Origin of the sequence: Salinisphaera sp. S4-8 (assembly GCF_040361235.1) — a bacterium.
GTDB lineage: Bacteria > Pseudomonadota > Gammaproteobacteria > Nevskiales > Salinisphaeraceae > Salinisphaera.
The window spans coordinates 154932-168409 of sequence record NZ_APNF01000006.1 but is presented as its reverse complement, the minus strand read 5'-3'; the positions used below and the strand labels follow the sequence as shown (position 1 = coordinate 168409).

Sequence of the window (13478 nt, the reverse complement as noted above, 5' to 3'; positions counted from 1 at the left end):
TCATGGATGAAGCGATGAAAAAGTCCAACGGTTTTCGACCCCGATTCATCTTCGTGCTGGCGCTGGCGGCAGCCGGCGGGCTGGCCGGCGGCACGTGGTGGTATGCACAATCGCCACAGTTCAACGGCCTCGAAACCTCCACCGAAACCGCACCGCTGGCTAACGCAACGCCAACCGGCAAAGCCAGCGCTGACGAAACCCAGGCGCTGGCCGAGCTGCCGCTTGCTGTCGACGGTGCCACGCAACTGGTCGAGCACACTAAAACGCAGCGCAGCGACAACGCACCGGCGCATGCCCACGATACGCACGGGGTGGATGCCGACACGGCCGGCACCTTCGTCGAAAACGACGCGCCCGCCAAGGCGCTGGATTTGAATGTACCGGCTAGCCCTGCCGACGACAGTGAACAGCTCAATGCAGCGAAAGTGGCCGCGAATACCCACGAGGTCAATCCGCTCGATGTCAGCGAGTTCGAGCAGCACGCGCCCAAGGTGGAAAGCTATAACCTGTTCAAGTCGGAATACGGTCTGCGCGGCTTCATGAAGCAGAACTGGCTCAACCAGCGGGTCGCGCTCCAGGGTGGCCTCGGCCTGAACGACGATCGGCTGATCAAGACCGATAGCGACTTCCGCGACGATATCGCGGTGGGCATGGGGCTAATCGTCGCCTTCTGAGCGGCCGCCTTAACCTCACCGCCCAGCGACAGGTTACCCTTCGAGGCCCGCGATCACGCGCCCTCTGGCGTAGCCTTGGTCGCCATGCGCAACAGGATATAGGCCAGCGTCGAGCCGGCCGAGGCCAGACACATCACGATCGCCATCGCTGCGGCATCGCCGCCGAGCAGGCCGACCAGCCAAGTGGCGACCGCGCCGCAGGAAAACTGCACCACGCCAAACAGGGCCGAGGCCGCCCCGGCCGCATCCGGGGCCATATCCAGCAAACCGGCCACTGTATTCGCGCCGGCCACGCCCACCGTCGACAATAGAAAGAACAACGGCACGGCCACACCCCAGAAACCGCCGGCGCCGCTCAGCGTGGTGGCCAGAAGCACCAGCGAACAGGCCAGCGTATTCACAACCGCCACCCCCAGCAGCGTGCGGTAGCCGAAATACATCACCAGCCGGCCGTTGGTGGCGGTGCCGATGAGCATGGCGAAGACATTGGCGCCGAAATAGAAACCGAACAGCGATTCGTCGACCCCGAACTGGTCGATATAGACAAAGGAGCTGGCGGCGACATACGAAAACAGGGCGCCGAACATGAGCCCGCCGCAGAACAGAAACAATGCGATCGGGCCCCGCTTGAGCAGCGCGAGATACCCCACGTATTGCGCCATGAGGCTGCGATCGCGAATACGCCGTTGCGGCGGATGGGATTCGTGCAGCAAAACGGTCAGCGCCACCAGACAAAGCAGCGCGTACACGCACAGCAGCCAGAAGATACTGGGCCAGGCCGCGAACTTGAGCACCAAGCCACCGACAATCGGTGCCAGCAACGGCGCGGTGGCCATCACCATCACCACGAACGACATCACGCTGGCGGCCTTCGATCCATGAAAACGATCACGCACGATCGCGCGCGACATGACCGGCCCGGCAGCCGCCCCAAAGCCCTGTACGGCCCGTGCTGCGATGAGCATGCCCACCGAATCGGACAAGGCACAGGCAACCGAGGCGAGCAGGTACAGCCCCAGGCCGAAATACAGGATGGGCAGACGCCCGTAGCGATCGGCCAGCGGGCCATAGGTCAGCTGACCGGCGGCCAGCCCAACAAAGAACAGGCTGAGGCTGTACTGCACATAGGCCGGATCGACCGCGAACTGGCGGGCCAGACCCGGCATCGCCGGCAGGTACATGTCGATCGACAACGGCGTTACCGCCGTGAGCATGCCGAGCACGGCAATGAATACGAAATACGCCGCGCGGCTTTCGAGGGACGTGGCCATGCAGGCGGCTCCTTGGGGCGGGTTGGCCGCAGCGCGTCGGCGACGGCGCGCGAGGCGCTGTCTCAGTCGGCCGAATGAAGGGCGCGGCGGATCAGGGCCGCGGCATTATGCCAGCCGGCGTCGATCACGGCCACGGCTTCGCCGGGCGTATCCAGACGTGGATGCAGCCGTGTGAGTACCCGCGCCGGTGGCATTTCCACCGCCAGCGTATAGCCCGACTCGTGCACGATACGCGCGCTGGCTGCCCAGTAGACGGTCCGGGCCATGTTGTAGACGAGATCGTCACGAATCTGTTCGCTGCGCCACAGGCGGCGCTGCCGGTTGGCGCTGAAGTAGGCACAGTCCGGCGCGGCGAACGGCGTATCGGCTGCGACCTGGCCCAGCCGTTCAGCCGGGGCATCAAGCAACGCGCAATGCGACGGGACCGCCATATCCAGGCGCTGGACACGTGATGCGCCCTGCTCGAGGGCGACCGTATCCAGTCGTTGCAAGGCCTCGTCGTGACCGGCGACCACGATCTGGCTATCGCTATTGACGTTGCCGACATACAAGGGCCTGTCATCACGGTAGAGATCGGCCACCAGTTCACGCACGCGCGCCTCGTCCAGGCCGATCACCGCGCTCATGCCATAGCCGGCGGGGTACGCCTGCCCCATGAGCCGGCCGCGTTCGCGCACGAGCGTGAGCGCATCGGCATAGGCGATCGCACCCGCGATCACCGCTGCCGGCCAGGCGCCGATCGACAGCCCCATCACCGCATCCGGCGGCCCCGCTTCGGCCGCCAGATGCCGGGCACTGGCGACGCCGACGATGGTCAGGGCGAGCTGGACGGTTTCGGTGTCGGCCAGTGCTTCGCGACTATCCAGCCGCGCCATATCGCAGCCGAGCACATCGGCACTCTCTGCCAGTGTTTCACGCACCGCCGCGCTATCCGGAAGCGCAGCCAGCATGCCGGCGCGCTGAGCGCCCTGGCCCGCGAATGTCAGCACCACGCCCATGCCGATCAGCCTACCAGCGCCGTGTCTGCTGCCGGTGCGGGCGACCATGGATTCGGACACAGGAACGGGCCTTGATCGCTCTTGACCAAAACCTGTGTGTTGCCGGCTGCCCAGTCCGCCAGTGCCACGCCGCCACGCGGCGTTTCCATCTGAATATCGCAACGCACCGCATGCCCAGCGAGCGCATCGATCACCGCGCGTGCGTCGGCCCGTGCTATCTCGCGCGGCATTCGCAACAACACATCGATATCCGAGGTCGTATGACACGCGGCCTCGCCCGTAGCCAGTTCGTAGCCGACCGCGCCGCCCAGGCCCCAGCACAGGCTGGTTTCGTCGAGCGTATGCGCCACATCAGGCAGCACGTCGAGCGCGGGAATGGCACGCCGTCGATCCGGGGCCACAGCCGTACCCCGCCGCCCCAGCTGTTCGGGCGTGCAGATATCGATCACCTGCGAGCCGTCGATGGTCATCGCAAAGCGCTCGCGTCGACACCCGCCGCGCACGCCTACCGGCAGCCGTGCCGGCATACGGACTGCGCGTCGCACCACGAACGGTCCGCCGCGCGCGAGTATGGGTACCGCCCAATCCGGCGTGTCATCGGCGACGGGTTGGGCCTGTGTCCAGAGCAGGTCGTGCGGACGTGCCGATACCGCCGCTTCGACGCGGCTGTAATCGATACGCTGGCCGACACTCAATCGCCGGCCCATTGGGCACGCAAACGTTCGCGAACCGTGACCGATGCGGCCCGGCCTTTGGCATCCAGGCGCGTGGCCAGACTGTCATCGTCGCCGATATCGGCCAGCGCCTGCATCAGGGTTTCGCGTGCCGCAGCAACGTCTGCCTCGTCCGGCGTATCGGCATTGGCGACCGAAAGACGCGCGAACAACAAGCCGAGACGATCGAAACTGGCGATGTCATAGGCCATCGGCGTAATGGTTTGTGCGAGCTGCTCGACGCCTTCGACGGTCCGCTGGGTAATCCGCGCGGCGGCCTGTTTACCCATGGCATGCACCTGTACGCGGTCGTCGTCGAGCGCGATCAGGCGATTCGCCTGGTAACCATGGGCAAGAAACGCACCCGACATCGCTTTTCCCACGATCAATCCGAGCACCGGATGGCCGGCCGCCCGGGCCGTGGCATAGGCCTCGACCGCCGCGGCCAGGGCCTGATGAATACCCAGGGCTTCTTCGGTACGCCCATAGGCCTGGCTGGGCACATCGATGACGGCGACGATCGCCCGCTTCTCGGCCTGTTCCGCATCCGCATCGAGCACGTCACGCACCGCCTGGGCCAGCGCCCACCCCTCGACCAGACCCACCTCGCCGCCGCGCGTGCGCGGGTAGGCATTGTCGGCATCCGGTACGACCGCGATATAACGGGCTGCGATATCGCCCAGCGGTGCATCCACCACCCGCACGCTGGCCGGGAAATGGTCGACATGGGGCGTGTTGTCGGTCAGCGCGGCCAGCCAGGCGGCGCCGCGCGAGGGATAGTGGTTGGTACTCATCGGCCGTCTCCGGCTGCAGGGTTCATATCGGCGAGCATCTCGCGTGCCCAGTCGGCATCCGCGCGCCGACTCGTATCCAGCCCGCGCAGCCGCGCCAGATGGGCATCGATCGCCTGTGTGCGGGGCAAGTCGGCGACGGGCGCAGCCACGGCCTGGGCGATCGCCGCGCGAATCTGCGCGGTATCGTCGTCGCACAACCTATCGACCAGGTCGGTCGCATGGCGCTGGGCACCGCCGGTCAGGCTCCAGATCATCGGCCGATCCCGCGAATCATATTCATCCACACCGGCTTCCTGTTCGATCACCTGCGGGCCATTGAGCCCCAGACGCGCCTCGCGCGTCGCAATCAACGTCGAACACAGCCCGGCGGCGATAGACATGCCGCCGAAACACCCCACCGGTCCGCTGATCACCCCGATCACCGGGACATATTCACGTAGAGCGACAATCGCGGCATGGATTTCGGCGATCGCCGCCAGACCGCAATTGGCTTCCTGCAGGCGTACGCCGCCGGTTTCGAGCAGCAGCACCGGCACCACGGGCGTGCCCGCACGCGCATCTTCCAGCGCCAATTCGAGTGCACCGGCGATCTTGGCCCCGCCGACCTCGCCCATCGAACCGCCCTGAAAGGCCGGCTCGATCGCGGCGACAACCACGGCCACGCCGTCGATCGTGCCGCGGGCGAGCACCACGCCGTCGTCGGCCTGGGTGACGATATCCTGCAGGCCCAACCAGGGCGAGCTCAGGCGCTCGAACGGGTCGAGCAGTTCGCGCAACGTGCCGGCATCGAGCAGATGCTGCACCCGCTGGCGCGCGTTTTTCTCGACAAAGCTTTCGCGTTGTAACAGTTCGGCGCTTTCCATCACGCACTCTCCGGGCCGCTGGCGGCCTGTTCCAAGGCCTGGGCGATGCGTAGGCGTACCACCGCGGGCGTGGCCCCGAAATCGTTGATTTCGAGGGCGACCGCCGGCTGTTCGCTATTGGCGAAAATACGATCGATCACCGCTGTCCATATGTCGTTGACGCCGTCGACGGATGTCGTAATCGCGACCGTCGAGCGTCCCTGGCCCGCCGGTTCGAGCAGCACTTCCAGATCGCCGGAGCCGACCACACCGGCCAGGGCGCGGCGCGCGGCTGGCGCGCCGGCGGGATATTCAAGCGATAAGCGTTGCATGGCCTTTCTCCTTGAGGCGTGTATCGCCGCACTGCGGCCGGCCCCAAGGCCGTTGCGCGGCGTACTCGAGGGCATCGATCAGCAGAGTCGCCGCGAGCAGATCGGCGCTGCCGCCGGGCGAGGCATTGAGTCCAAGCAGTTCACGTTCGAAACATGCCAGCGCGCGGCCGCCGGCCACCGTGCCGACCCCGCCCATGTCCAGGATGGCGGCGGCATTGGCTTGTACCTGCACAAGCCCCGCGCGCCCGGCCCGGCTGAGTACGCAGGTGTCGTCGAGCACCGCCATGATCGCCAGCAGTGCATTCAGCCGCGCCACGCGTTCGCTACAGCCGCGTGCCCGCGCGCGGCGCAGCATCGGCAGGCCCGCCTGGGCCAGTGCCGGGAAGCCGCGACAGGCTTCGCCGCGGGCGCCGGCGACGTGATAACGCTGTACCGCGCGCTGGCCGTTGGAACAGCGCAGCGGCGATACCGCGGGGTCGTCGATGGCGGCCATGGCGGCCACCCCTTGGAGCAATACCGGCGCCCGCCAGCGCGGACGCTGTGCAGCCACCGCCACGATCAGACCCAGACCCCAGATCGCGCCGCGATGGGTATTCACGCCGTCGGTGGCCAGCATCATCCGGGCTTCGCTTTCGCGACCGAGCAGACCCAGCTCGGCACGCAGCGTGTAGGGGTCACGCTGTTCGATGGCTGCGGCGGCCATATCGTGAAAGCCGATTTCCAGCGCATCGACCGACGCATGCATCAGGCCGTGATCCATATCCCGATGCGCGCCGGTATCGCGCCGATCCACCAACCCCGGTTTGGGGGTGAGATCGATCTCGGCTCGCAGCGCGACGCTGGCCGCACGCGCGAGCATGCCGGGCAAGGTTTCGGCGCGTACCGTCGCGCCTGTGTCGTGTTGTGTCATTACCAGCTCCGAAAACGTGCCGGTGGCTCGTAGAGCCCGCCCGACCAGTCGACCAGATCGGCGATACTGCTGGCCGCCAGCTGCGAGCGTGTCGCCTCGGTACGGCTCACGCCCAGATCCTCGGGGGTGCGGATCTTGTCCTGGGCACGCAGGCGTTGTGTGGTGGCTGCGTCGGCGCTCAGACCCAGCGGCGTGACCCCGGCGACGGCGGCGATCATCGCACGCCGCTCGTCCAGCGATTCGGCCTTGTAGAGATAAGCCAGGCCTTCCTCGGTGAGCAGATGGGTGGTGTCGTCGCCGTAGACCATCACCGGGGCCAGATCCAGCCCGGCCTTCTCGGCGACCGTTACCGCATCGAGGCGATCCACGAAGGTGGGTTTGAGCCCGGCCTGGAAGGTTTCCACCATTTGTACGACGAGCTTGCGCCCGCGTGCCATGGGGTCGTTACTGGGCGCGAGATTCGCCCAGGCCGGCGTGGCATGACGACGCCCGCGGGCATCACAGCCCAGATTGGGGGCGCCGCCGAAACCCGATACACGTGAGGTGGTTACCGTCGACGAATTACCGTCGCCGTCCATTTGCAGCGTCGAGCCGATGAACATATCGGCGGCATAGTGGCCAGCCAGCTGGCAGAACGCGCGATTGGAACGCAGCGAGCCGTCCGCGCCGGTGAAGAACACGTCCGGGCGCGCGGCGACATAGTTTTCCATGCCCAGCTCGGTGCCGAAGCAGTGCACCGTCTCCACCCAGCCGGATTCGATCGCGGGAATAAGCGTGGGATGCGGATTGAGCACCCAGTTCCTGGCGATCTGGCCGCGCAGGCCGAGTTTTTCGCCGTAAGTGGGCAGCAGCAATTCGATGGCGGCGGTATTGAAGCCAATGCCGTGGTTGAGCGATTGCACGCCGTGCTCGGCGTAGATGCCCTTGAGCGCCATCATCGCCATGAATATCTGCACATCGGTGATATGGCGCGGGTCGCGGGTGAACAACGGCTCGATATAGAACGGCTTGTCGGCCTGCACGACCACATCCACCCAGGAGCCCGGAATATCCACGCGATCGAGCTGGGAGACGTCGTCGACGATCTCGTTGGCCTGGGCAATGACGATACCGCCGGAGAACGCCGCGGCCTCGACCAGTGCCGGCGTGTCTTCGGTGGACGGGCCGGTATAGAGATTGCCCTGACGATCGGCCTTGAAGGCGGCGGTGAGCACTACTTTCGGAATCAGGTCCACGAACAGCCGGGCATAGAGCTCGATATAGGTATGGATCGCGCCGACTTCGATGGTGCCGTCCATCATCAGCGCGCCAATACGATGGCTCTGGGTGCCGGAAAAGGCGAAATCCAGCTTGCGGGCAATACCCTTTTCGAACACCGCCAGATGTTCGGGCCGACCGACGCTGGGCTGGATCATGTGCAGATCGTGTACGCGTTCCGGGTCCAGCTCGGCCAGCGCGCGCGACAGATAATCCGCCTGTTTCTGATTGTTGCCCTCGGCGATCACCCGATCACCCGGCGCGATCAGCGCATGCAGGGCATCGTGAATACGATCGGCCGGCAACTGTTTGGCATCGAGCCACGGCGCGACCCGGGCCATGCGGGCCTGTTTGTCGTCGCGGCGCGTGGTCCACTGGCGTTTGGTCATAGGGATTCCTGGCTTGCGCGAAGCGCGCTCACGTTAGAATGCGCGACGCGGCGGTTCAATAAACCTGTCGTTGACTTCGTTAACATCGAATGTCGACGTCCCGGAGAACGTGTGTGAGCAGCGACGAGATCACCCTGCGCAAGCTCGAGATCTTTCTCGTGTTCATGCGCGAATGCAATCTGGCCCGGGCCGCGGAAACCCTGTCGCTGTCGAATGTGTCGGTGCACAAGGCGATTCATTCGCTGGAAGCCGCGGTGGGTTGTCCGTTGTTCGCCCACCGCAGCCGCTCGCTGGAACCGCTGGATTCGGCCTTCGTACTCGAACGCCACGCCAGCGAAATCATCGAACGTATTCAACGCAGCGTCGATGACACCCGCGCCGCGGCCGGCATCTCGCCGAGCATCTTTCGGATCGGCTCGCTGTATTCGCTGACCGTGGCCGTCGTGCCGCGCATCATCAATGCGCTCAAGGCAGATGTGCCGGACTGTGATATCGAACTGGTACTGGGCTCGAATGCCGATCTCGAAGACAAGCTGCAGGCCGGCGATATCGACGCCGCGCTGATCTGCGTGCACGAACTCGGCCGGCGGCGGCATCGTCTGGTCACGCCCCTGTTCGACGACGAAATCCATTTCGTCCAGGCCGCCGGCGCCGCTGTGCAGACAGGCGCACCGGTCGATCTGCGGCGTTTTGACGGCGAACCCTTCGTGATGCTGTCGCAGGAATTTTCCACCGGCCGCGACAGCTACCGCATGTTCATGCAAGCCGGCGTCACACCGCGCGTGGCACTGAGGGCCAACGATATCTTCACCCTCGCCAGTCTGGTCAAGGGCGGCGTGGGCCATGCCCTGCTGCCCAAGCGTATCGACGATATCTATCCCGGCGCATTGGCTTTTTTGCCCGTGGCGGACAGTCAGCGTGTCACCCAGACCATCGGCCTGTGCTATCTGAAATCGCGCCAGGCCGATGAACGGATCACGGCCCTGGAAAAGGCCGCGATCGCGGTCACCGGCTAGACACGCCGGCTTAGCCGCCGAGCAGCGCACGGACCACCAGATACAGCAGCGACGGCCCCAGCAGACAACCCAGACCGGTATAGAAGGTCGCGGTCATCGCCCCGTACGGCACTAGGCGGGCATCGGTCGCGGCCAGCCCGCCGGCCACCCCGCTGGTGGTGCCCATCATGCCGCCGAATACGAGCGCTGCCGAGGGATTGTTCAGGGAAATACTGCGCGCGACCATGGGCGTCACGATCATCACCGAAATGGATTTGACCAGACCGATGGCGATGGACAGCGCAATGAGCTCGGAACTGGCGCCGATCGCGCTGCCGGTCACCGGGCCCACGATATAGGTCGCCGCACCCGCGCCGATCGTGGTCACCGATACGGCATCGGTATAGCCAAAGGCATAGGCAATGGCACCGCCGAGCACGAATGGCACGATGATGCCCACGAACAGGGCGATCACGCCGTTGAGGCCGGCCTTGCGCAATTCTTCGACATCCACGCCGAAGGCCGTGGCGACGATCGCGAAATCGCGCAACATCGAGCCGCCCATCAAGCCGAGCCCGGAAAACAGGGCCACATCGGCCAGCCCGTCCTCACCGCCGGTGGCCACACCGCCGATATAGGACAACACCAGCCCCGCGGCGATCGCGATCGCCGAGCCGTGAATACGTCCGCGTGTGAGGTGCCTGGATACCAGATTGCACACCAGCATCAGCAGCCCGACCGTGGCAAACGCCGTGATCAGCCCGTTGCTGGTGAATACGTCGACGAGGCGTTCATGCATCACGATCACCCCGCTCGGCTTCGATATCGTCGAGGGCCACTGCGTACTTGCCCTTGCCCAGGCGCGCGATCACCGGCACCAGCGCAAAGCTCACCGCTACCACGATCAGCCCGCCCACCAGGGCGACCGGGCCACCGGTGACCGCGCCGAGCACGTTCTGGCTGGCCGCCATGGCGACCACGATCGGGATATACAGCGAACTCCAGAATTCCACGCCGCGCCGCGACGAGGTATCCAGACAGCCGGCTTTTTGTAGCCGATAGACCACGAATACCAACAGCAACATGGCCAGACCGACGCCGCCCACATTCGAGCTCACGCCAATGGCCATGCCGATCAGCTCGCCAATGATGTTGCCGGCGAGCATGCAGGCCGCCAGTAACGCCACACCATAGATGATCATGGCTTCTCCTCCGTTATGTCGTTTTTTCGTTGTGGCGAAAGTGAACGACACCGGCGCGTAGCCGATCAACGAAGATGGCGTTAAGCGTCTTAGCCTGAATCTAAGCGCGCAGATAAATCAGGCATTTGGCTAACCCGGTCTACGACGATGGTCCCATGCTGGGTGTGGTCCGCGTTACGAATTCGTCGCCGTGGCCGGGGCCTAACCGCGCGAGCGTGCGCGGATGCGCTTCTGGGCCAGTTGCGTGAGGGTGAGCGTCTTGGTGAATTCCTCGCTGCGCTTGATATGGCCAATCATGAGATTTTTGGCAGCCGTCACATCACGCGCGAGCAGGTGCTCGCAGATCTTGTGGTGCTCGACATACGTCAGGTCGATGCGTTGGTTTTCGGTGAAATCGAGTCGGCGCACCACCCGTATATGGTTGTTCACATCAGCCAGGTATTCGGCGATCGCGGTATTGCCACCGCCTTCGGCCAGGCGAATATGAAACGACTCGTCGCGCGCTTCCATGACTTCCGAATCATCCGAGCGGCCCGGCTGCGTGGCCGGGTCCCAGTCCGCGGCCAGTGTTTCCAGCTGTGCCGTGGGCATGAACAGCGCTGCCTTGTCCAGCGATAGCAGCTCCAGCGCAATGCGTACGTCGTAGTACTGCATCAGCCGGGGAATATCCAGATCGCGGATGAAACAGCCCTGCTTCGGGCGCACCGACAGATAACCTTCGGACTCGAGCCTCTGCACGGCCTCGCGGATGGGCGTACGGCTGACCTGAAACATCTCGGCGAGTTCGGTTTCGGTGACCCGGCTGCCGGGGTACAACTCGAATTCGAGAATCTTCTCGCGCAGCTGCTGATAGACGCGCTTGGCCGAGGCCATTCTGGGTTCCAGCGCGTTTTTGCCCATCCGATCCGCCTGTCTCGTTTGATTCCCGTGCGCCATTGCGCGCCACACTCGAATCATACGGCGCCCAGCGGCGACCGCAAACGCGTGCCCGGCCCGAAGCACGTCCCCTGATCGCGCCCACGAAAAAGGCCGCTTGAAAAAGCGGCCTCTATCGATATCTGGTGGAGCCGGGCGGAATCGAACCGCCGACCTTCGCATTGCGAACGCGACGCTCTCCCAACTGAGCTACGGCCCCAGATTTTGTTGCCCGCATCGCGGCGAGCGAGCGGCGTATGATAGCAGGCTTATGTCTGTTGCCAACCCCCCGTCCCGCCTAAATTCCCAAACCGCGGCACAAGCGCGATTGTCGATCTGGATATTCGCCAAGGCGCCGATCGTTGGCCGGTGCAAAACACGACTGGCCCGGCGTATGGGCGCGGTGCGCGCAACCCGTATCTACCGGGCCATGCTCGAACATGCCGTGGCCGAGGCGTCGGCACGCGCGCCCGGGCGCGTCACCCTGGCCTGTGCGCCAACACCGGCGCATCCGCTGTTCGTGCAGCTGGCGCGCCGCTACGGCGTTTCGCGCTGCCGCCAGGCCGGCGGGTCGCTGGGTTATCGCATGGCCACGGGCATACGTCAGGCGCTACGCAACAGCCCATGCGTGATCCTCATGGGCGCGGATCAACCAATGCTCGACGGCCCCTGGCTTGAACAGGCGCAGGGACATTTATGTCACAGACATCGGCTCTGGCTGGCGCCGACGCTGGATGGCGGCTATTGGGCAATCGGCCTGCGCCGGGCGAATGCACGGCTATTTCGCGGGCCGGTATGGAGCACAGCACGCGTAGCCCGCGCAACGCGCACGCGCGCGACTACGCTCGATCTGGAAATGGCTAGCCTGTCGCCAAGGCGGGATATCGACGACTATCGCGACTGGCAGGCGCTGGCCATGCCGTTACGGTCGGCCCTCGCCCGAGCGGCCGTCATGCCCGCGCTCGCGCGGCGCGCCGACTGAATCGAATCCGACTCGCGGTCAGCCGGCTTCCGAGCCGGTGCGGCTGGCGCTGGCCTGGCGTACGCTACGGAAGTACCGATCCAGCCATTCGTTCAGATCGGTGAACATCTGCGCCATCTCGCGATCAGTGGGCGGCTCGTCGGCATCGTCGAGTTCGACCGTAATCACCGGAATGCCCTGCATGCGCGAGGCGAAATTACCCAGCGAGCCGGGATACACACCCAGCCGGTGCAGGTTCAGGCTGCCCATCTTGCGCGGGGCGGGGAAATCGCCGTCGTAGTCGAGCACGCCATAAGGCGCATGCATCGAAATAATGACATCCGGCTTGAACTGCTTGATCTGCTCGGCGAGCCACTTGTTCTCGGGCTCGCTGCCGGCGCTTTCACCCGGGAAACGGCGTTTTTCGAAGCCGACACGACGCCAGTAATCGCGCGATTCCTTGGCCCAGCCCGCAGTCGGCAGATTGCGGTTGAGATCCACGCCATTGGCATTTACACGGGTCGGCGGCTCGTGGAACAGACCATCCGGGTTGAGCACGGGCGCGACCTGCCATTCGTAGGGTGTGCCCTTGTCGGCGATGATGTTCATCCAGTCGAACACCGTACCCACGGAACTGAGTTCGTCGCCATGGGTCGCGGCAATCAGCAGCACACGGCCCGAGCCGGCGGCGTTACGCGAAGGCTCGATACGGCGCACGATCAGCGGCCGGCCATTGACCGACTTGTGGCCGGAATCGGCGAATGCGCCGGACATGCAGTCCGACGGCTCGACTCCGCTGACGCGCTGCGCCAGATCGCGACACCAGCTGGCCACTGTCTCGCTGGGCGGCAGGTTTACGCCGGCAAGTTGCACGATTCCGCGCGGGCCGACGAGCTTGAGCCCGGGCATGAACGGCGGCTCGGCGGGTTCCGGCGCCGGTTCGGATTCGTTCGCGGCGACCTGGGAATCGGGCGCGGCGCCTTCGTTTTCGATCTGCGTATCCGGCGAGGATTTCTCGACCGTGCGCTCGTCGCCGCTGCTCGCGACCTGGCTGCTATCGCCCGGCTGCGACTGATCGCCCTCTTCGGAGAACTGGTAGGTCACGAACACGGTGATGAGCGCGACCAGCACCATGCTGCCGATCCAGCCGGCGACCAGCACCTTGGGATTCGGATTGGCGCCACCCTGGGCGCTGCCCTTCTTCTTGAACGATCCGTTAGCCATG

Annotated in this window: 15 protein-coding genes and 1 tRNA gene; 3 read left to right on the top strand and 13 right to left on the bottom strand. The window is 65.0% G+C overall.

Translation table 11 applies throughout. From position 1 onward, the window contains the following. Positions 1-14 precede the first annotated feature (14 nt). Entirely contained in the window at positions 15-674 is a 660-nt protein-coding gene (locus tag S4A8_RS11085; protein WP_353220187.1) for a hypothetical protein, read from the top strand. Between the two features lie 53 nt (positions 675-727). Here S4A8_RS11085 and S4A8_RS11080 read toward each other — a convergent pair whose 3' ends face one another. From S4A8_RS11080 to mdcA, 8 genes are all read right to left on the bottom strand, one after another. Then, a complete protein-coding gene (locus tag S4A8_RS11080; protein ID WP_353220186.1) occupies positions 728-1945 on the bottom strand; it encodes a Bcr/CflA family multidrug efflux MFS transporter in 1218 nt (405 codons plus the stop codon). 62 nt (positions 1946-2007) lie between these two features. Then, positions 2008-3003 (bottom strand): ACP S-malonyltransferase, encoded by a 996-nt coding sequence (locus S4A8_RS11075; protein WP_353220185.1) that lies wholly within the window; start codon positions 3001-3003, stop codon positions 2008-2010. Continuing rightward, positions 2949-3650, bottom strand: a complete 702-nt coding sequence (locus S4A8_RS11070; protein WP_353220184.1) for a malonate decarboxylase holo-ACP synthase — start codon at positions 3648-3650, stop codon at positions 2949-2951. The genes S4A8_RS11075 and S4A8_RS11070 overlap by 55 nt, the downstream gene beginning before the upstream one ends. Further along, complete coding sequence (gene mdcE / locus S4A8_RS11065) at positions 3635-4450, bottom strand: biotin-independent malonate decarboxylase subunit gamma (protein ID WP_353220183.1); 816 nt, start codon at positions 4448-4450, stop codon at positions 3635-3637. The genes S4A8_RS11070 and mdcE overlap by 16 nt, the downstream gene beginning before the upstream one ends. Beyond that, positions 4447-5316 carry a biotin-independent malonate decarboxylase subunit beta gene (locus S4A8_RS11060; protein ID WP_502950732.1) on the bottom strand — a complete coding sequence of 290 codons (870 nt, stop codon included), beginning with the start codon at positions 5314-5316 and terminating at the stop codon, positions 4447-4449. The genes mdcE and S4A8_RS11060 overlap by 4 nt, the downstream gene beginning before the upstream one ends. After that, the gene (locus S4A8_RS11055; RefSeq protein ID WP_353220182.1) at positions 5313-5624 is read right to left on the bottom strand and encodes a malonate decarboxylase subunit delta; all 312 of its coding nucleotides are present in this window, start codon (positions 5622-5624) and stop codon (positions 5313-5315) included. Before S4A8_RS11055 ends, S4A8_RS11060 begins: the two co-directional genes overlap by 4 nt. Continuing rightward, positions 5605-6534, bottom strand: a complete 930-nt coding sequence (locus S4A8_RS11050) for a triphosphoribosyl-dephospho-CoA synthase (RefSeq protein ID WP_353220181.1) — start codon at positions 6532-6534, stop codon at positions 5605-5607. The genes S4A8_RS11055 and S4A8_RS11050 overlap by 20 nt, the downstream gene beginning before the upstream one ends. After that, the gene (gene mdcA, locus S4A8_RS11045; RefSeq protein ID WP_353220180.1) at positions 6534-8180 is read right to left on the bottom strand and encodes a malonate decarboxylase subunit alpha; all 1647 of its coding nucleotides are present in this window, start codon (positions 8178-8180) and stop codon (positions 6534-6536) included. The genes S4A8_RS11050 and mdcA overlap by 1 nt, the downstream gene beginning before the upstream one ends. Before the next feature lie 113 nt (positions 8181-8293). Between mdcA and S4A8_RS11040 the strand changes: the two genes are divergently transcribed. Beyond that, complete coding sequence (locus tag S4A8_RS11040) at positions 8294-9196, top strand: LysR family transcriptional regulator (protein ID WP_353220179.1); 903 nt, start codon at positions 8294-8296, stop codon at positions 9194-9196. A 10-nt stretch (positions 9197-9206) separates the two neighbouring features. Here the strand turns inward: S4A8_RS11040 and madM are convergent, their stop codons facing one another. From madM to S4A8_RS11020, 4 genes are all read right to left on the bottom strand, one after another. Next, the gene (madM, locus tag S4A8_RS11035) at positions 9207-9974 is read right to left on the bottom strand and encodes a malonate transporter subunit MadM (RefSeq protein ID WP_353175960.1); all 768 of its coding nucleotides are present in this window, start codon (positions 9972-9974) and stop codon (positions 9207-9209) included. Further along, the gene (gene madL, locus S4A8_RS11030; RefSeq protein ID WP_353220178.1) at positions 9967-10377 is read right to left on the bottom strand and encodes a malonate transporter subunit MadL; all 411 of its coding nucleotides are present in this window, start codon (positions 10375-10377) and stop codon (positions 9967-9969) included. The genes madM and madL overlap by 8 nt, the downstream gene beginning before the upstream one ends. Before the next feature lie 201 nt (positions 10378-10578). Beyond that, positions 10579-11277, bottom strand: coding sequence for a GntR family transcriptional regulator (locus S4A8_RS11025; RefSeq protein WP_353220177.1), 699 nt, complete (start codon positions 11275-11277; stop codon positions 10579-10581). 159 nt (positions 11278-11436) lie between these two features. After that, positions 11437-11512 (bottom strand) — tRNA-Ala (locus S4A8_RS11020). A 108-nt stretch (positions 11513-11620) separates the two neighbouring features. Here S4A8_RS11020 and S4A8_RS11015 point away from each other — a divergent pair. After that, complete coding sequence (locus S4A8_RS11015; protein ID WP_353220176.1) at positions 11621-12274, top strand: TIGR04282 family arsenosugar biosynthesis glycosyltransferase; 654 nt, start codon at positions 11621-11623, stop codon at positions 12272-12274. Between the two features lie 18 nt (positions 12275-12292). Here the strand turns inward: S4A8_RS11015 and S4A8_RS11010 are convergent, their stop codons facing one another. Then, complete coding sequence (locus S4A8_RS11010) at positions 12293-13477, bottom strand: M14 family zinc carboxypeptidase (protein WP_353220175.1); 1185 nt, start codon at positions 13475-13477, stop codon at positions 12293-12295. Position 13478 lies beyond the last annotated feature (1 nt).

What these genes read in the sequence shown, in the direction of transcription:
- S4A8_RS11085 (WP_353220187.1), top strand. Translation starts at nt 15, where the DNA reads ATGAAAAAGTCCAACGGTTTTCGACCCCGATTCATCTTCGTGCTGGCG.
- S4A8_RS11080 (WP_353220186.1), bottom strand. Translation starts at nt 1,945, where the DNA reads ATGGCCACGTCCCTCGAAAGCCGCGCGGCGTATTTCGTATTCATTGCC.
- S4A8_RS11070 (WP_353220184.1), bottom strand. Translation starts at nt 3,650, where the DNA reads ATGGGCCGGCGATTGAGTGTCGGCCAGCGTATCGATTACAGCCGCGTC.
- mdcE (WP_353220183.1), bottom strand. Translation starts at nt 4,450, where the DNA reads ATGAGTACCAACCACTATCCCTCGCGCGGCGCCGCCTGGCTGGCCGCG.
- S4A8_RS11055 (WP_353220182.1), bottom strand. Translation starts at nt 5,624, where the DNA reads ATGCAACGCTTATCGCTTGAATATCCCGCCGGCGCGCCAGCCGCGCGC.
- S4A8_RS11050 (WP_353220181.1), bottom strand. Translation starts at nt 6,534, where the DNA reads ATGACACAACACGACACAGGCGCGACGGTACGCGCCGAAACCTTGCCC.
- mdcA (WP_353220180.1), bottom strand. Translation starts at nt 8,180, where the DNA reads ATGACCAAACGCCAGTGGACCACGCGCCGCGACGACAAACAGGCCCGC.
- madM (WP_353175960.1), bottom strand. Translation starts at nt 9,974, where the DNA reads ATGCATGAACGCCTCGTCGACGTATTCACCAGCAACGGGCTGATCACG.
- madL (WP_353220178.1), bottom strand. Translation starts at nt 10,377, where the DNA reads ATGATCATCTATGGTGTGGCGTTACTGGCGGCCTGCATGCTCGCCGGC.
- S4A8_RS11025 (WP_353220177.1), bottom strand. Translation starts at nt 11,277, where the DNA reads ATGGGCAAAAACGCGCTGGAACCCAGAATGGCCTCGGCCAAGCGCGTC.
- S4A8_RS11010 (WP_353220175.1), bottom strand. Translation starts at nt 13,477, where the DNA reads ATGGCTAACGGATCGTTCAAGAAGAAGGGCAGCGCCCAGGGTGGCGCC.